The 18,046-nt window shown below is 63.6% G+C and carries 15 protein-coding genes; 3 read left to right on the top strand and 12 right to left on the bottom strand.

The window, feature by feature from the left end; all coding sequences use genetic code 11:
- Positions 1 to 3 precede the first annotated feature (3 nt).
- Positions 4 to 1,674, top strand: a complete 1,671-nt coding sequence (locus tag AC6HU3_RS09780) for a hypothetical protein (RefSeq protein ID WP_497473579.1) — start codon at positions 4 to 6, stop codon at positions 1,672 to 1,674.
- A complete protein-coding gene (locus AC6HU3_RS09785) occupies positions 1,671 to 2,126 on the top strand; it encodes a hypothetical protein (RefSeq protein ID WP_497473580.1) in 456 nt (151 codons plus the stop codon). The genes AC6HU3_RS09780 and AC6HU3_RS09785 overlap by 4 nt, the downstream gene beginning before the upstream one ends.
- Here the strand turns inward: AC6HU3_RS09785 and AC6HU3_RS09790 are convergent.
- Genes AC6HU3_RS09790 through AC6HU3_RS09830 form a run of 9 tightly spaced genes read right to left on the bottom strand, consistent with a single transcriptional unit; the run spans position 2,092 to position 10,481 of the window.
- On the bottom strand, positions 2,092 to 2,943 hold the full coding sequence (locus AC6HU3_RS09790) for a DUF58 domain-containing protein (protein WP_497473581.1): 852 nt from the start codon (positions 2,941 to 2,943) through the stop codon (positions 2,092 to 2,094). The genes AC6HU3_RS09785 and AC6HU3_RS09790 overlap by 35 nt on opposite strands.
- Entirely contained in the window at positions 2,940 to 4,253 is a 1,314-nt protein-coding gene (gene rlmD / locus AC6HU3_RS09795; protein ID WP_497473582.1) for a 23S rRNA (uracil(1939)-C(5))-methyltransferase RlmD, read from the bottom strand. Before rlmD ends, AC6HU3_RS09790 begins: the two co-directional genes overlap by 4 nt.
- A 25-nt stretch (positions 4,254 to 4,278) precedes the next feature.
- Positions 4,279 to 4,761, bottom strand: a complete 483-nt coding sequence (locus tag AC6HU3_RS09800; RefSeq protein ID WP_497473583.1) for an LptE family protein — start codon at positions 4,759 to 4,761, stop codon at positions 4,279 to 4,281.
- Positions 4,758 to 5,984, bottom strand: a complete 1,227-nt coding sequence (locus tag AC6HU3_RS09805; RefSeq protein ID WP_497473584.1) for a hypothetical protein — start codon at positions 5,982 to 5,984, stop codon at positions 4,758 to 4,760. The genes AC6HU3_RS09800 and AC6HU3_RS09805 overlap by 4 nt, the downstream gene beginning before the upstream one ends.
- On the bottom strand, positions 5,981 to 7,117 hold the full coding sequence (locus AC6HU3_RS09810) for a murein hydrolase activator EnvC family protein (RefSeq protein ID WP_497473585.1): 1,137 nt from the start codon (positions 7,115 to 7,117) through the stop codon (positions 5,981 to 5,983). Before AC6HU3_RS09810 ends, AC6HU3_RS09805 begins: the two co-directional genes overlap by 4 nt.
- A 2-nt stretch (positions 7,118 to 7,119) precedes the next feature.
- A complete protein-coding gene (locus AC6HU3_RS09815) occupies positions 7,120 to 7,989 on the bottom strand; it encodes a cell division protein FtsX (protein ID WP_497473586.1) in 870 nt (289 codons plus the stop codon).
- The gene (arcC, locus tag AC6HU3_RS09820) at positions 7,986 to 8,912 is read right to left on the bottom strand and encodes a carbamate kinase (protein WP_497473587.1); all 927 of its coding nucleotides are present in this window, start codon (positions 8,910 to 8,912) and stop codon (positions 7,986 to 7,988) included. The genes AC6HU3_RS09815 and arcC overlap by 4 nt, the downstream gene beginning before the upstream one ends.
- Positions 8,912 to 9,283: a holo-ACP synthase gene (gene acpS / locus AC6HU3_RS09825; RefSeq protein ID WP_497473588.1), complete on the bottom strand. Its 372-nt coding sequence runs from the start codon at positions 9,281 to 9,283 to the stop codon at positions 8,912 to 8,914. Before acpS ends, arcC begins: the two co-directional genes overlap by 1 nt.
- 46 nt (positions 9,284 to 9,329) lie before the next feature.
- Positions 9,330 to 10,481 carry an MFS transporter gene (locus AC6HU3_RS09830; RefSeq protein ID WP_497473589.1) on the bottom strand — a complete coding sequence of 384 codons (1,152 nt, stop codon included), beginning with the start codon at positions 10,479 to 10,481 and terminating at the stop codon, positions 9,330 to 9,332.
- Positions 10,482 to 10,653: 172 nt separating this feature from the next.
- On the opposite strand from AC6HU3_RS09830, the gene AC6HU3_RS09835 reads away from it, so the two are divergent.
- The gene (locus AC6HU3_RS09835) at positions 10,654 to 12,807 is read left to right on the top strand and encodes an LVIVD repeat-containing protein (RefSeq protein WP_497473590.1); all 2,154 of its coding nucleotides are present in this window, start codon (positions 10,654 to 10,656) and stop codon (positions 12,805 to 12,807) included.
- Between the two features lie 9 nt (positions 12,808 to 12,816).
- On the opposite strand, the gene AC6HU3_RS09840 is transcribed toward AC6HU3_RS09835, so the two are convergent.
- The 3 genes from AC6HU3_RS09840 to AC6HU3_RS09850 are packed head-to-tail and all read right to left on the bottom strand — an operon-like array spanning position 12,817 to position 18,045.
- Positions 12,817 to 14,172, bottom strand: coding sequence for a BatA domain-containing protein (locus AC6HU3_RS09840; RefSeq protein WP_497473591.1), 1,356 nt, complete (start codon positions 14,170 to 14,172; stop codon positions 12,817 to 12,819).
- A gap of 10 nt (positions 14,173 to 14,182) precedes the next feature.
- Positions 14,183 to 15,769 (bottom strand): arginine--tRNA ligase, encoded by a 1,587-nt coding sequence (gene argS / locus AC6HU3_RS09845; RefSeq protein WP_497473592.1) that lies wholly within the window; start codon positions 15,767 to 15,769, stop codon positions 14,183 to 14,185.
- Positions 15,766 to 18,045 (bottom strand): NADP-dependent malic enzyme, encoded by a 2,280-nt coding sequence (locus AC6HU3_RS09850; protein WP_497473593.1) that lies wholly within the window; start codon positions 18,043 to 18,045, stop codon positions 15,766 to 15,768. The genes argS and AC6HU3_RS09850 overlap by 4 nt, the downstream gene beginning before the upstream one ends.
- Between the last annotated feature and the right edge of the window lies 1 nt (position 18,046).

The following is an 18,046-nucleotide window of genomic DNA, read 5'->3' on the forward strand; positions in this document are numbered from 1 at the left end:
CGGGTGAACGACCTTCACGCCTTCCTCCTTTCCCTCTGGACCCGACGGGTGGACGAGGGAGAGGAGGTGTGGGTGTGGGTGCCGTGGGATGATCTCCTGGAGAAAGCCCGGATCCGTTTGGGAGAGCATATCCGGGAACTCCCCCTCCGTCAACCCGCCCGAACCCGGGAAGGGAAGCCCGTCCGTTCCTGGTGGGTTCCCTGGGAAGGCCCCCGGGTCCACCGTCCCGTCCCCCTCACCCCCGAAACCCTGGATCTTCCAGAACCGGAGGAGATCTGGACATCCGGCATCCGGGTGGTCCGGGGAAAGCTCCCTCTCCGGCGGATCTCCTGGCCCCCTGCACGAAGGGAAGACCTGTATGCCCTGGTGATCCTCCTCCGGGGCCGCCTTCCAGAGACCCTGGTGGTGGAGTGGCTCGCCCACTATTCAACCCGGCCCCAGCGGTTTGAAGAAGAGGCCACCGAATATCTGGAGCGGTTTTTCCGGGATCCTCAGCACGTGCGTGCCCTCCAGGGGTCTTTCCCGGTGTCCTTTGAGATCTCTTCGGATGGATGGGTCTGGGAGGTCCCGGACGTTCCCCGGTATGTGCGGTGGCTGGATCGTCTCCCCCCGTGGGTTCAGGTGGAGGTGGCCCTCCTCCCCGAACACCTCCCGGTGTTTCTTGCCCGTATGGCCCGGTATCGCCCCCGGGATCTCTTCCAGGACCGTCCACCTCCCTGGCCCCCCGCACCCCGGGGGTGGACGCGCTCGCCTTCTTCGGAACCCTGGGTCCGGTTCTCCGGGGGATGGGCCTGGGTGCCGGAGGTGTGGCTTGCGGATTCAGAGCAACCTCCGGTGATTCCGGTGATCCGGGGACGCCATCCCGTCCCGGGGGTGCGGACGGTGTCTTCCTGCGGTCATCCCCTCCCTCCTCCCGAGGAGCACGAGGAACGGGTGCTCCGGGTGAACGGGTTCACGCTCACGCTGGGGGAAGACCTGGAGGATCTTCCGCCCCTCGGGGAGGTGGAGCGTTTCCGCGTTCACGTGGAGGATCATCCGGATCGGGAGGTTTTTCCCCCCGGTCCCCTCACGGTGGCCGACCTGGTGCGCGGGACCCCGGAAGATCGCCTTCCCCGCCTGCCCTATCTCGTGGAGGTGCTGGTGGGGGCGGGACTCCTGCTGGATCCCCTCACGCGGGAGGTTCACGGGGAGGTCCCCTTCTCCGGGATCGCCCGGCGAATGCTCCGGCGGTTCCTGGGAAAGGACGACCTTTTCCGGGAAAGGCCTCTGGAGCCTGCCCCCGGTGAACTTGTGCCGGTTGCGCCCCTTCTTCCCCCGGATCTTGCCGAGCTTTTTGCCCGGAGGGTGGATCTCAGGGAACTGGAGCGGATGTGGGACCGCATCGTCCGGCGGTTCATGGCCCACTTCATGCCTCCGGCGCGGATCCGGGAAATCCGGATCCAGGTGACCTATCGCCGGAAGCCCGTGGCGGAACGGGTGGTCCCGGTGGGGGTGGTGGAACCGGGGTTCACGCTGGTGGAGCCCCTGTCCCTCCATCCCTTCCGGGGGGGCAAACTCGTCCCCGTCCGGATGGATGTGGTGCGCACCCGCCTGTCCCTTTCCGAACGCCTGGCCCGCCTGGCCGCCCTGTGCCCGGAAACCCCCCTCAAGGACCTGGTGAAACGCGCCTCATGAAACGCTGGGTCGGGTGGTTCATGGTTGCAGCCCTCGGAACATGCCGGACGGCTCCACCGTCTTCGCGTCCTGTGGGCCTTTCTCTCCGGGTGTGGGAGCGAACGGTTGTGGGCACCCACTATGAGGCCTTCCTCTCCATGAAACCGCAGGCAAACGGCTACGCTTTCCGGTTTGTCTGCACTCCCCGTCTGGTGTACCGGAACGACTGCCCCTGTGACCACAGCGAAGGGTGGATTCCCGATACCGCTCTCGCTTCCTGGATGGACCGGGTGATCCACCTTCCCGACACGCTGGAACCCTGGGTGGACGCCTCCCTCACCCGGGTGGTGATCCACGGGGACCGGCCGCGGGTGATCCGCTATCCCGCCAACCTTCTGAACGACCTTTTCCCCCTTCTCTGCACGCCCTCCGATACGGTCAGAACCAGCGCTTTCGGTGGTGAAGGAGAGTGAGGAGGGCAGGAAGGAAGGATCCTTCCGTGGAGATCAGGGTGTGCTCCACATCCAGGGAGAGCACCCCATCCCGAAAACGATGGAGATGTTCTTGAAGACGCCGTTCATAGAGGTCCCGGATGGCTTCGGCATCCGCCTCCACCGCCTCCCTCGTCTCCAGATCCACGAACCGGAGCCCCCCCCGAAAGGGAAAACGTAATTCGTCCCGATCCAGAACCTGAAACACCAGCACGTCCCGCCGGGCGGTTCGGGTGAGGCGAAGGCTTTCCAGAAAACCCTCTAAGGGCATCAGACCGTCCGTGATCCACACCACCAGACTCCGGCCCCGCATCGTCTGGAGGGTGTTCCGGAAGGCGTCCATGTCTGGCGGACCCGACGGGACCAGGCCTTCCAGCAGGCCGAACAGTCGCTGGAGATGGAGCCGACCGGTTCGGGGGGGAAGCGCGTCCCGTTCCGGGAAGGTCCACAGCCCCACCGCATCCCGCTGGAGATAAAGGAGATAGGCCAGGGCCGCCGCCAGGGTGCGGGCGACCTCCCACTTGGACCCGAAGGCCATGGAACCGGAGACGTCCAGAAGGAGATAGGCCCGGAGGTTGGTCTCCTCTTCAAAGCGTTTGACATAGAGCCGTTCCCGCCGGGCATACACCTTCCAGTCCAGAAACCGGAGGTCGTCCCCGGGGGTGTAGGGACGGTGCTCTGAAAACTGGACAGAAAAGCCGTGGTAGGGCGATCGGTGCATTCCCGCCAGAAAGCCTTCCACCACCACCCGCGCCCGAACGGGAAGATGGGGTATGGCAAGGATTTCCTGGATGGTCACGCCTTCCTCCGGAACCGGGCGAAGGTCTCCACGTGGTGGGTCTGAGGGAAGAAGTCGTACGGGATGAGCTGGACCAGTTCGTATCCGTTTTCGAGAAGCACCCGGGCATCCCGGGCAAGGGTGGAGGCTTTGCAGGAAAGATAGTGGATCTCCGGGATGTTCCGCTTCAGGATCTCCTGGAGCACCCTGGGATGGAGGCCCTGACGGGGCGGGTCCACAAAGAGAAGATCCATCCGCTCGGGCCAGGACGGCGCGTGATCCTCCACCGCCCCCACCCGAACCTCCACGTTCAGAAGGTCCTCCGCCCGCACGTTGGCTTCCAGGTCCACCACGGACGAGGGCGCCACCTCCACCGCGATCACCCGCCGGGCCCGCTCGGCAAGGAACAGGGCGAACAGGCCCACCCCGGCATAGGCGTCCACCGCCACGTCCATCTCGTCCAGATGGGGCAACCATTCCCGGATCAGGGCTTCCACCGCGTGGGTGTTCACCTGAAAGAAGGACAGGGCGCTCACCCGGTAGGTGTGGTGGAGCACCCGTTCCCGGAAATACCCCTGTCCGGCGATCACACGGGTGTCGTCGCCAAAGATCATGTTGGTTTTCCGGGGGTTGCGGTTCTCGAACACCCCCACCACCCGTGGAGAAAGCGCGCGCACCTTTTCGGCAAACTTCCGGGCAATGGCGGGCTCTTTCACCACAAAACCCACCAGGATCTCCCCCGTGTTCATCCCCATCCGGAGAACGAGATGGCGGAGTTTCCCGTGGTGACGCTGCTCGTCATACACCGTGATGGGCTCCCGGGACAGAAGGTCCCGGATTCCGTGCCACAGGAAGTTCAGGGGACCGGCCAGCACCGGGCATTCCGGGGCGTCCACCACCTCATGGGTGCCCCGGCGATAAAAGCCCATCCGGATCCGTCCCCGATCCCAGGCGAGGGGGATGATGGCCTTGTTCCGGTACACAAAGGGAAAGGGTGTGGGGGAGGGACGGGTGTCCTCCAGGGGGAGTTCGTGAATGCCGGCGATCCGGGCAAAGGCTTCCCGGACGATGGCTTTCTTCCACCGGAGCTGCGCCCCATAGGAAAGATGCTGCCACTGACACCCCCCGCACAGCCCAAACACCTCACAGCTCGGCTCCACCCGGTCCGGGGAGGCCTCCAGAAGTTTCCGGACCTCCAGCGTCATCCAGTCCGGGGTTTCCTTCACCACCACGCCCAGAACGCGATCGCCGGGGGCGCCGTAGGGCACAAACACCGCCTTTCCATCCCAGTGGCCCAGCCCGTCCCCTCCTTCCACGAGTTTTTCCACCACGACCGGACCGAGGAGAGGCGGGTGTTCAGAAGGAGGTGGCGAAGATCTTCTGGAGGACCTGCCGGGCGAGGTCTTCGGCCGCCCGGGCGAGGCCGTCCTGTTCCCTTTCCGTTTCCGCATCATAACTCCCCCAGGGTGAGATCTGCATCGTAAAGGAGGCGGTGGTGTCCCGCCGGTTCTCCACCGTGACATCCACATCCAGACGCACCCGATAGGTCAGGACTTTCCCGGTTTCGTCGTAGGTGTAGGGCTCCCAGGTGTACGCCTTCACCACCCCCAGGAGAAGAAGGTCCGCCCGGGCCGTGTCGCTCACCACCCGCAGCCGTCCGTCTTCATCCAGCGCCCGGATCACCGAGGAGGTGAGATCCAGCTCCACCCCCGGCCGGGGGCTCTGGTTCAGAAACACCGGGACCGCAATGGTCCGGGCGCCGCCGGGCGCACTCATGGAAAACGTGTACACACAACCGGCAAGGAACACCAACCCGAAGAGCAGAATCACGCGTTTCACCGGATCACCACCTCTTTTCGTCCCTGTCCATGAAAGAGAAACCCGCGCCGGACTCCGCGGGCTTTCCGGCCCAGGAGGTCCAGCGGTCCCGAAACGTCCCGGGGCTGGACCACCGGGTGGGCTCGTTCCGCAATGGCGGTGGCGGAGGAAAGGGCAAACATCAGATCCCGCCCCGTTCCGGTGGACTCGCTCCAGAGAAGAAGCAACCTTCCACCCGGCGTGAGGGTGGCCCACACACCGGCATACACGTGGGCCAGCGAACCCGAACGAACCAGCCGGAAACTGTCCTGCCGTACGCCGGCCGAATCCAGAGCCACCCCCCACACGGCCGAGTCCGTCCGGGCCACCACCCACAGGCGGTTCCAGGCCGCCAGCAAATGGGGTTTTTGCCCTGTTCCCACCGTGAGGAGTCCCCAGTTCGGGTGGAACAGGCGAACTGTGCCGTTCTCTTCCAAGGCGACGACCCAGTCCCCGGCGAACCAGACCGCATGGGCATAATCCTGCGCATAGCCCTGGAAAGGAACAGGGGAGGCCATCGCCTCCCAGGCGGCGGTCCGGCGGCGGGTCCGGATGCGGTAGCCCCCCAGGGCGTTGTCCGACCACACCACGAACAGGGTGTCTCCCCGGCCGGTGATGAAGGGAAACCGGGCGTTGGCACCGGAGTCGGAGAGAGGGATCTGCGGCGTGGTCCAGTCCCCGTCCGGCGGACGGAAGGTGTGATACACCCGGGCCCGGGCGGACTGAGGATCGTCCCGGTAATCGTACCACACGAGATGGAGGGTGTCTCCCGGTCCCCGAAAAAGAACGGGCACATAGGAGTTGTCGCCCGGTCCACCGCTCGAGGTCCAGGTGATCCGGGTTTCTGGAAGACAGGCAAGGTCGGGTGTGCAGGTGGTGGCGAAGATCTCCACGTTCCGAATTCCGTCCACCCGGTAATCGTGCCAGGCGATGTGAAGGGAGTCCTGCGCGTCCCGGACCAGGGAGGGCCATTTGGTATCTGCGCCGGTGTGGGTCAGGCGGAAGGCATCCTCCCAGAGGCCACCGGCGTATCTTCTCAGGAAGATCTGATACACCCCGTTCGTCACGGCGTGATAGGCCACCACCAGGGTGTCCCCCACCCAGGCCCCCTGACGGTGGGTGAGGCCCACCTCCTCCACCTCCGGCGTGGAGGCCACCGGTGCCACGACGGAAAAGGTGAGTGCAGGGAAAAACCAGAACATCATGGGAGGTATCTCAGGGGGTTCACGGCCCGGCCCCCCACCCGGAGTTCAAAATGCAGGATTCCCCGGCTGTCCACCGTGCCCACGGGATCTCCCTGCTTCACCCGATCCCCTTTGCGGACCTTCCGGGTACCCAGGTTGGCATACAGGGAATAGAAACTTCCGTGGTCCACGATCACCAGCCCGCCGTATTCCAGAAACTCGTCGGAATACACCACCTCGCCCCGATCCACCGCCTGAACCACCGTTCCTGCCCCGGCGTCGATGTCGATGCCCTTGTTCCTTGTGCGGGTTTTGTATTTGGGGTGGACGTTCACCCCAAAGGTGGCCACCACCCGGCGAGAGGGCACCGGCCAGATGAGTTTGCGACCGGCCAGGGGTTTGCCCATCCCCTCCACGATTTTTGCCTGACGCCGGGCTTCTTCCCGCTCTTTGAGGATTTTCTGGACCAGCGCCTCCAGCTCCCGGAGGGTTTTCTGGAGGTTTTCGATCCGGGAGAGTTCCTGTCGTTCCTGTCGGGAAAGGCGTTCTTGAAGTGCACGTTTTTCCTTTCGGGTTCGGGCGAGTTCCGCCCGACGGGCCTCAAAGGTTTTGCGGACTTCCCGGAGGTCCTTCCGCCGGGCTTCCCGGAGGCTCCGGAAATATTCCAGGCTGTCCTGGACCTCCACCGCCCGCTCATACAGCCGTTCGTTGTAGGTGAGGACCAGATCCGCCGCCTTGAGGGCCAGCACCCCGTCATACAGGTTGCGGGCCTCCAGCAGGATGGCCAGAGGATGGGGGTTGGGCCACTTGTAGAGGAACACCAGTCCGTCAATCATCCGGTCCACCGCGGCTTCCAGCGTGGAGTCAAGACGCACAATCTCCCGGTTGATCCGGGCGATGCGGACGTCCAGCAGTTTTTCCTGCACGGAAAGATCCTGGAGGATCTGTTCCAGAATGCGCTCCTGCTCTTCCAGGGTCTGGACCTGGGCCAGGAGGGCCGCTTTCTCTTTTTTCAGTCTGGACAGGCGGACCCGGGATTCCCGCAGTTCCCGCTCCATCTGCTCAATCCGCTTCCGGGTTTCCTCAAGCCGGTCCTGGGCGTGGAGGGCCGGAGGAACCAGGGACAGAAGGAGGAACGTCCACAGAACGCGCATGGTCAGACCGGGAGTTCCTGGTCCAGGAGGTCGTCCAGGGTGCTCCGGGCAGAGGCATATCCCATGAGGAGGGCAAACAGCACCACACCCGCAAGGATCCCGGCTTCCACCTCCCGGGGATAGGGAAGAAGCACCCGGTTGAACACCCGCAGGAGCACCCAGACCCCGAAGGTGGCGAGAAGTCCACCCACCCCCGCATACACGGAGCCCAGGAGTTCAAAGGGCGCCCGAACCATGGAGAGGGGGGCCCCCTGAAGAAGAAGGAGATGGACCACCTCGTGGCGGGCCAGCACGGTGAGGCGGATGGTCTGAGCAACCACGATGGACAGGGCGAGAAACACCACCAGGAGAAAGCTTCCTGAAATCAGGGTGAGGAGGAAGGTGAAGCGCTCCAGCCGTCCCAACCAGCGCCCCCCGGCATAGGCATCCTCCACCCCCGGAAGGCTCCGGGCCACCTCCTCCAGATAGGTGAGAAACCGGCTGGTTCGCCAGTGGGGCTTGGGGATCACCCGGAAGTGGTCGGGGAAAGGAACATCCACAAAGAACCGGAAAAATCGCTGATACTGTGGATAGCGGGACAGAAAATCCCGGGTGGCCTCCTTTCGGTCCACAAACTCCACCCGTTCCACCCCTCCCAGGGACGCCAGGGTGGTCTGGATGTCCTGGCGGGTTCGGGAGGTCTGGCCCCGTTCGAGATACACGTCCACCACGAACTCTTTGCGGACGTTCTGGAGGAAGAGATAGAACCCCGTGCCGGTGGCAACAGCGCTTCCAAAAATGAGGAGCAAAAGGGCCGTCACCCCCATGGCGATCCAGGCGGTGAGGGTGCGGACCCGGTAGCCCCTCCACGCCTCCTGCAGGGTTCGTTTCATGGCTCCACCCAGGTGCCCGTTTTCCCTTCCAGGGCTTCCGGCAGGGCTTCCAGAGAGGTGATGAGGGCTTTCCGGTGGCCGTTCCCCTCCAGGAACCGGATGACCGCCTCCACCTTGGGTCCCATGTTGCCCGGTGGAAAATGGCCATCCCGGGCATAGGTTTTGAGTTCGTTCAGGCGCACGGTGTGCAGGGGGGTAGCGTTGTAACGGCCGAAGTTGAGGTACACCTGTTCCACACCGGTGAGGATAATGAGCATTTCCGCATCGAGTTCGTGAGCAAGAAGGGCCGAGGCCCGATCCTTGTCAATCACCGCCGCCACGCCTTCAAGCGTGTCGCCTTTCCGGACCACGGGCACGCCTCCGCCGCCGCAGGCGATGGGGGTGATGCCCGACTCCACCAGCGCACGGATGGCGTCTTTTTCCACGATATCCAGCGGTTGAGGGGAAGGCACCACCACCCGCCAGCCCCGGCCGGCATCCTCCCGCACCGTCCAGCCAAAACGGTTCGCAAGTTCCTGAGCCTCTTCCCGGGTCATGAAGGGTCCCACATACTTGGTGGGGTTCTCAAAAGCCGGGTCCTTCGGGTCCACCACCACCTGGGTGACCACGGTTGCGGCGGCAATGCCTTGGTTCCGGAAAGCCTGGGCGATGAGATAGCCGATCCATCCTTCGGTTTCCGCATTGAGAACGTCCAGGGGATAGGGAGGATAAAGCTCCCGGGTGACGGTGTGGCGGAGAAAGGCCGCCCCCACCTGGGGACCGTTCCCGTGGGTGACCACAATGGAGGCCCGTTCCAGGAGCGGGACCAGATCCGCCACGGTCTCCCGCACCCGTTTCTTCTGCACGTCCACCGTCCAGGGATCGTTGGGTCGAAGGAGGGCATTGCCTCCCAGTGCGACAATCCAGAGGGGTTTCCGTTCCATCACGGTCTCTCCAGCACGCAAATGGCTGTGGCGAGTTCTTTCAGGTGGCTCAGCGATACATGGGCCACAAGCCCTTCGGCGAGGTGGGCCACCTTTCCGGCGAGTTCCACGTAGGGCTGTCCGCTGGGCCGGTTCAGGATCACGATGTCTTTCGGGCGAACGCCGCGACGAAATCCGGTGCCCAGCGCCTTGGCCACGGCTTCCTTGGCGGCAAACCGCGCTGCAAGTTCCCGGATCATGTCCTCACCCCGCCGCGCGTATTCCACCTCCCGGGGATCGTAGATTCGCTTCAAAAAACGATCCCCGTGGCGTTCCAGCGCACGGGCAATCCGGGGCACTTCGATGATATCAATCCCAACCCCAACAATCACCCACGGATTATACGCCCCATGCGTGGAAACATCAACGCAGGGGGGGTCAGGAACCGCGGGTTCGCCGGTACAGCCACCACCCCACCAGGGGGAAGAGGGCGAGCACCCCCGTGCCGGTCCGGAAGGCCACCGGGGTGTCGTGAAGGGCCCGGACCACCCCGCTCCAGAGGAGAGGCCCCACCATGCTGGCCGCCCGTTCGATCAGGGCGAGATAGGTGAAATAGAGGGTGAGGGGGCGATCCGAAAAGCCCTCCAGGAGCACGAGCCGCAGGAGCACCCAGATGCCCGCAAGGAGGGCCCCCAGCAGAAGGGCCAGGGGAAACACGCCCCAGCGGGGGGTGAGGGCCACGAGAAGGAGGCCCGTCGTCCAGAGGGGAAAAAGCCAGACAAACACCTTCCGGGCGGTGAACCGCTGGGCGAGGCCTCCCCACATCAGGGCGCCCAGGGCGGCGCTCACCGCCCCTCCGGCAAGGAGCAGGGCGATCTGGCTATCCGGCATGGCAAAGACTTTCTTGAAGTAGAGGGACAGGAGGAGAATCCCGGTGTGGGCGGGTTCGGTGAGGGTGAAGGCCACGAGAAGAAACACCCCGAAGGCCCGGTCCCGGAACACCACGCCGAAGACGTCCCGGAGGGTGGGGGCGGATATGCGCTGGTCCCGGGGCGGGGTGGAAAGGGCGGTGAGGGCACCGAGGAGGCCGAACAGGAGGGCGGTCCCCAGGAAGATGGCGGGATAGGAGGGATGGAACAGCCGGGTGAAGGAAAGGGCCACGGCCGAACCCACATAACCCAGGGCCACCCCCAGTCCGGAGGCAAGCCCGGCCTGCTCTTCGCCCGCTTCCGGGAGAAGGTTGTTGTAAAAGGCCAGGGTGACCTGATAGAAAAAACCCGCCACGATGAAGGCCGTCACCACCAGAGGGAGGTGCCCCACACCCAGCAGCACGGTGAACAGGGCGGTGAGCAGGGCGGCGGTGAAAAAGTGACGCCGGGGGGCATGTCCACCCCGATGGTCCACGTGCCGGGCCCAGAGGGGACCCAGGAGGAGAAACGCCAGCACGGCCAGGGCCCGACCGGAGGTGAGGTGGAGGTGGGAACCGCCGATGTGGTCCAGAAAGAGGGGGAAGGCATAGGTGAACACCATGAGGGAGAAGATGGTCTCCCCGAAATCAAAAGCCGCCCAGAAGAAGGTCCGACGGTTCATCCCCGGGAATCCCGTGTCGGCCTTACCATACGGGCGAAAAACCGGAGCGTCAACCTGTCCGGACCCCCCATTTTGCGGAAAAGCCGTCTCATATATGAGATTTTGCGTTGATGGTCTTGAACGGGTCCTGTAGGCTTGGGGGAACGGGTTTCCAACAACAGGAGGTTCCATCATGTATGCCCGTGGTCTTCTGGTGGCTGTGCTTGCCTCATCGCTGGGTTCCACAGCATGGGCAGGAAAACCCTCGCTCTCCGGACATGCCGAAACCTGGACGAAGCTGGACTCCATGAACGTCGCCTTTGTGGGAAACTGGCCCTTTTCCAGCGCCCAGGCCGTTGCTCTGGATCCTTCCCGGGGGCTCGCGTTCCTGGGGTCTGGCGGAGGGGTCTATGTCCTGGATGTGGGCACATCTTCCATGCCCCACCTGATCACCACAGAGATCCGCACACGGGGGCTCGTGAACGGGCTGTTTTACGACCCGACCACCCAGCGGCTGTACATTGCCGACGGGGAGGAAGGCCTGGAAATCTGGGACGTGCAGGACTCCCTTCATCCGGTCCGCCTGGGCAGGCTTGCAGGCCTAGGCAACGCATGGGACGTGGCCGTCTCCGGGACTCACGCGTTTGTGACGGACGAGTGGAACGGCGTGCACGTGGTGGACGTTTCCTCCCCCGGAACCCTCCAGGAAGTGGGGTCCTTTTCCCTTCCCTCGCCCACCTACGGGATTTTTGTGTCCGGCAATCTCGCGTTCGTGGCCAACGGGACCTATGGTCTTCGCATCTTCGATGTGTCCGCGCCCACATCGCCTGCCCTCGTCGGCACCTACGACACACCCGGTCAGGCATGGAGCGTGTATGTTCAGGGGAATTACGCGTATGTCGCGGACGGAAGCAGCATGCGCATTCTCGATGTGTCCACCCCTTCCTCTCCTCAGGAGGTGGGGTTTTTCAACTCCACAGGGTGGGTTCGAAGCATTCACGTGTCCGGAAATTATGCCTATGAGGCGGATGGAACATCGGGACTGGTGCGAATCCTGGATGTGTCAGTCCCCTCCTCTCCGCAGGAAGTGGGCACGTTTTCCACCCTGGGAGATGTGCGGCGCGTGATCGCGTCAGGGAATCAGGCCTATGCGGTGGACTATGTTCAGGGGCTGTTCGTTCTGGATATCTCCTCGCCCTCCGCGCCACAGGAGACGGGCAGATTCTCCGTGCCGGATCTGGCGGTCGACGTGGTGGTTTCCGGCAATCTCGCTTTTGTTGCCGATGGTCTTGCAGGGCTTCGCATCCTTGACCTCTCCACCCTCAGCAGGCCACAGGAAATGGGCGCATACGACACCCCGGGGAACGCGAGCGGTGTCGCCCTGTCGGGGAACCTCGCCCTTGTGGCGGATGGGGGTTCGGGCCTTCGTGTGGTGGACATCACCACACCTTCCGCTCCCCAGGAAGTGGGGGCTTATGCAGGGATTGGATGGGCGAGCCGGGTCCGTGTAGCTGGCTCCTATGCGTATGTGGTGGATCGAGGCGCCGGACTGCGGGTCCTTGATGTTTCCATCCCCACATCTCCGCAGGAAGTGGCATGGGTTCCCACGTCGGGATACGCCGAAGATGTCTTTGTGTCGGGTTCCTACGCCTTTGTGGCCGATGGGGGCGCCGGTTTGCGAATTTTCGACATCTCCAGTCCTTCCTCTCCTCAGGAAGTCGGGCTTTTTGACACGCCAGACTACGCTTCTGGCGTGTATGTCGTCGGAAATCTGGCCTTTGTTGCCGACCGGTATGCGGGCCTTCGGGTGGTGAACGTGTCCCCTCCTTCCTCTCCGCAGGAAGTGGGGTTCTATGACCTGTCTTCAGGGGATGCCCGGAGCGTGTTCGTCGCGGATAGCCATGCCTTTGTGGCCTTTGGATCTGCAGGTCTCCGGGTGGTGGACATCTCCTCTCCGGCTTCTCCTCAGGAAGTGGGGTTCTGGAACACGCCCGGGACCGCCAGCGGGGTGTTTGTTATCGAAGGCCATGATGCCTTTGTGGCCGACGGGAATACCGGTTTGCAGATCTACGCCTTCCCGGGAACCGACGTGGCCGAACAACCCGTCAGGGAACGTCTCTTCCTCATCGTTCATCCCGCAGAACGGGTCCTCATTCTGCGCTTTACCGGCGGCGCTCCGGAGGATCTGACGCTGGGTCTTTTCACCCCCGTGGGTCAGCGCATCCGCGCCTTTCGGGTGGCTCGGGGGACCCGGGAACGGGTGATCACCCTGGAGGGACTGCCGAAGGGGGTGTACATTCTTCAGGGACACACCGGCATGGTGGGGAAGGTGACGCTGCTCCGGTAAACGGCGAGGTCAGGAACTCCGCCGGACCATCAGGATCTCAAGGAGGAGAAGGACCACCGCCAGGAGGAGAAGGGGACGGGTGAGGGGAAGGGGAAGACGGCCCCTGTGAACACCGGACAGCTCCACCCTCACCTCCTCCTCCGGGGGCTGGACCACGATGAGAAGGGATCCGGGACCTTCCACCCGGAACACGCCGGTTTTTGTGAACACCACCTCCAGACTGTCCCGGACCAGGCGGATGTCCCCCGGAGAAGGGGAAAGAAGAGCGTCCTTCGGAAGTTTCAACGTGTCCCCCTCCTCAAAAAGCCACACCCCCGATCCTCCCAGCAGGGCGTCATAAAAGGCTCGCAGCCGTTCCGGATTCTCCAGAAGCTGGAGACCACCGGCTTCATCCGGGAGAAAGGGGAAAACTTTCCAGCCCGGACCGGGATCCATGCCCTCCGGAGGGGCAAACCACACCCCCCGCCGTCTGCGGACCTCATCGTAATCCAGCACCAGGTTCCCCACCACCACCCAGGCATCCGCCCCATCCCGGGAAGAAGGGAGAAAGAGGTCAGGGAAGACAGCAAGGAGGCGAGAAAGGAGCACGGTGTCGGCGGTGGCCGAGAGAAGGGCCACCCGGACCGGGGGCCTGGGGGGAGGACACACCCGGAGACGGTTGTCTTCGGGATAGGCATCTCCTTCGGTCACCACCACGTCCACGCAGCCCTCAAAGGAAAGGGTCAGGGTGTCCCCGTCCCGGGCCTGAATCCGCCCTTCGGGAAGCCGGAGGTTCAGGGTGTCCTCACAGGTGCTGTAGGCAAGGACCTGGACCTCAAAGGGGCGGTCGGGGAGGACCGCGTAGGGCCAGGAGAGAAGCCGAACCCCCCGGTTGCAGGGGCGGGGGAGGATCACAACGGGACCGGATCCCTCTCCGTGCTGCCCGTCCGTCACCCAGAGGACACCCGGCGGTGGGAAGGCGTCCAGGGTCCCGTAGGGACGGGAAGGGAGGGGCTGGATTTTGCCCTCGGTGAGACCTTCCACCGGGATCGCTCCCGCAAGTTCCTGGAGATCGGCCCGGAGGGCGTCCCAGTGGGGCTGCATGCTCCAGGATGCATCCACCACAATGCGGGAAGGGGGCGTGCGACCCATCCACACCGGACGGGCCATGGCCAGAAGCAGAGACGCCAGGATGAGCATCCGGAGAATCACCAGGAGCCAGTCCCGCATCCGCCGGCCTCTGCGGCCCTCCTGAAGATCCCCCAGGAGAAGGGCCACCCAGGAGAAACGCACCTCCCGGGAGATTCGGGGGCCGAGGAGGAAAAACACGAGGGGGGCCAGCACCAGGGGGGCAAGCCACAGAACAAAAGGCTGGAGGAAGGTCACGGTCTGGAGCTCACATGCTCTCCGGCGCGCTCACACCGGCCAGCTCAAGCCCCCGGGCCACCGCTTTCCGGATACCGTCCACCAGCGCAAGGCGGGCACGGGAGAGATCCTCGTCTTCCGTCACGATCCGGACCTTCTGGTAATAGGCGTGGAAGGTGCGGGACAGGTCCAGAAGGAACTGCGGAAGCCGGTGGACCTCGCCCGTCCGGGCTGCATCGACCACCGTTTCGTAGATCCGGAGGGTCGAAAGGATCAGGGCGCGCTCTTCGGGAAGGGAAAGGAGGTCCAGGCGGTCCCATGTGGGGCCCAGACCTTTTTCCTCCCCGAATCGGAGAAGGTTCACCGTCCGTGCGTGGGTGTACTGCACATAATACACCGGATTGTCCTGCGAAAGTTTCCGGGCAAGGGTGAGATCAAAGTCCAGGGGGGTGGACGGCGCCCGAAGGAGCATGAAGAACCGCGCAGCGTCCACGCCCACCTCCTCGAGGAGGGTTTTCATCTCATAGAATTCGCCCTTCCGTTTGGACATCCGCACCCGTTTGCCTTCCCGGAAGAGATTCACCTGCTGAACGATGAGCACCTCCAGCCGATCGCCCCCCACGCCCAGCGCTTCCAGCCCCGCTTTCATCCGGGGAACATACCCCTGATGATCCGGGCCCAGGAGGTCCACCAGCCGGTCGTAGCCCCGTTCGGCCTTGTAGAGGTGATAGGCGAGGTCCCAGAAGAAATAGGTGGGTTCACCGTTTCTGCGGACCACCACCCGGTCCTTGTCGTCCCCGAATTGCGGAAAGGCGGTGGACCGGAACACCACCGCACCGTCCTGTTCATACAAATAGGGAGCCAGTTTTTTCCGGACCTTCCGGGGATAGTCCGAGGCCCGGATCCAGGATTCCCGGACCACCGCATCGTATTCCACCCGGTAGTCCCGGAGAACCCCCATCTGGTCCTCCAGAATCCACTCCACCACCTGCTGGGCCCACCGCTCCCGGGGAATCTTTTCTTCCAGGAGGCGACGGGCAAAGGCCTCCACATAGTCGCCCCGGTATCCGTCTTCGGGAAAGGTATCCCGGAGGCCGGCAAAATACTCCAGGGACGCCTGGAGGGCCTGAATCTGGCCGCCGGCATCGTTCACATAATATTCCCCGTCTGCCTGAACACCGGTAAACCGCAGCATCCTTTTCCACGTGTCCCCCACCGCGGCCGCCCGGGCGCTCACCACGTTGAGGGGACCGGTGGGGTTGGCCGACACGAATTCGAGGAGGACCCGTTCGTCTCTGGACGGTAAGGGAGGAAAGTCTCTCTGAACCGCTTCCCGGAAGCGCTCCCGAAGCCAGGCATCGTCCAGAAACACGTTCACAAACCCGCCCGCGGGCACCGCCCGGGCGATGCCTTCCACCCCCTCCAGGGCTTCGGCCACCTCTCGACTGATCTCCTGAGGTGGACGGCGAAGGTGGGGAGCCAGAAGGAAACCGGCATTGGATGCGTAGTCCCCAAGATCCGGGCGCGGGGGATAGCTGACGGGGAGATCCACCTCCACCTCCCACCGCGCCCGGAGGATCCTCTGAAGGTGCTCGGCGAGCCAGATTTTCAGGTTCATCCCACCGTTTCCGCGCGTTTGTTCTCGAACACCGCCTGGGAGAGGGCGACGGTGGCCATGGTCACGATCTGATCCACGCTGTCACCCCGCTGGAGGGCATGGGCCGGTCGGGCCGTACCGAGGAGGATGGGACCGATCAGATCGGCATTGGAGAGTTTCGCGAGAAGTTTGTATGCGATGTTGGCAGAAGACAGGCACGGGAAGACAAGAACGTTCGCCCGGTGTTTCAGGTGGGAGAAGGGATAGACTTTCTGAAGCCGGTCGGGGGAAAGGGCCACGTCGGCCTGGACTTCCCCGTCCACTTCCAGATCGGGATACCGCTCGTGAAGGATCCGAACGGCCTCCTGGATTCGCCGGGTCTCCTCGGCATCCACGCTTCCGAAGTTAGAATAGGAAAGGAGGGCCACCCGGGGCTCCAGCCCCATGGACCGGGCAAAGGACGCGGTCTGCACCGTGATGTCCACCAGTTCTTCCGGGGTGGGGTGGATGATCATGGTGGTGTCTGCAAAGAGAAACACTTCACCGTCGTGGATCACGAGATACACCCCCACCACCCGCCGTACGTTCGGGGCCTTGCCGATCACCTGGAGGATGGGACGGACGGCATCGGGATAATGATAGGTGATACCGGTGAGAAAGGCGTCGGCATCCCCTTCGGCCACCATCATGGCACCGAAATAGTTGGGAAGCCTCAAAAGACGCCGCGCCTCTTCCAGCGTGATGCCTTTGCGGGCCCGGCGCTCAAACAGGTGCTGCGCATACCTCTCCAGCCGAACGTCCTTCTCGGGCTCCACAATTTCGATCCCCTCGGTGAGGCCCAGTCCCTCCATCCGGGTCTGGATGACGTCTTTCCGTCCCAGGACAATGGGCCGGGCGATCTTCTGGTGCCACAGGGCGTGGGCAGCCCGAAGGATGGACACCTCTTCTCCTTCCGCAAATACCACCCGGTGGGATGGCGCTTTGTGCGCGGTCTGGATGAAGAACCGGCGGACCTCCCACACCTTGCCCAGGCGGTTTTCCAGTTCCTCCCGATAGTGGTCCAGATCCAGCATCCGGCGGGCCACTCCGGTTTCCATGGCCGCTTTCGCCACCGCCGGTGCCTCCCACAGGAGCACCCGGGGATCCAGGGGTTTGGGGAGGATGTATTCCGGACCGAAGGCCAGGTAGTCCAGGTTATAGGCCCGGAGCACGCTGTCCGGAACGTCTTCCCGGGCAAGTTTCGCAAGGGCCTGAGCCGCGGCGAGTTTCATCTCATCGTTGATCTTGCGGGCCCGAACGTCCAGCGCACCCCGGAAGATGTAGGGGAATCCCAGGACGTTGTTCACCTGGTTGGGATAATCGGAGCGGCCGGTGGCCACGATGGCGTCCGGTCGAATCGCCCGGGCCACGTCATAGGGCACTTCCGGATCAGGGTTGGCCAGGGCAAAGATGATGGGCCGGTCCGCCATGGAACGAAGCATCTCCTCGGTGAGGAGGTTGGCCACCGCCACGCCAATGAACACGTCCGCGCCCCGGATGGCGTCTTCAAGGGTGCGGGCATCGGTCTCCTGGGCAAACTGGGCTTTGTAGGGGTTGAGATCCGTCCGACCCGTGTGGATCACCCCTTTGGAATCCAGCAGAAGAATGTTTTCCTTGCGCACGCCCAGGAGGAGCAGGAACTTGCCGATGGCGATACCGGCCGCCCCCGCACCCACGATCACCACCCTCACATCTTCGGCCCGCTTGTTCTGGAGTTCCAGGGCGTTAATGAGGCCGGCGCCGGCGATGATGGCCGTGCCATGCTGGTCGTCGTGGAACACGGGGATGTCCATGAGTTCGATGAGCTTTTCCTCGATATAGAAGCATTCTGGCGCCTTGATGTCCTCCAGGTTGATCCCGCCGAAGGTGGGCTCCAGGGCTTTCACCACCTGGATAAAAACATCCGGGTCGCTTGTGTTCACCTCCAGGTCATACACATCAATGTCACCGAACCGCTTGAAGAGAACGCCTTTCCCTTCCATCACGGGCTTGGACGCCAGGGCACCCCGGTTGCCGAGGCCCAGAATGGCACTCCCGTTGGAAACCACGGCCACAAGATTGGCCTTGTTGGTGTATTCATAGGCCAGATCCGGTTCCCGGTCGATTTCCAGCACAGGGGCAGCCACCCCGGGGGAATAGGCCAGGGAAAGGTCCCACTGGGTCCGGGTGGATTTGAGGGGCACCACCCCCAGTTTGCCCGGAACGGGCTCCCGGTGATATTTCAAGGCTTCCTTATAAAGCGGGCTTTGAGGATCCATC

This window comes from Caldifarcimen microaerophilum, assembly GCF_055387105.1.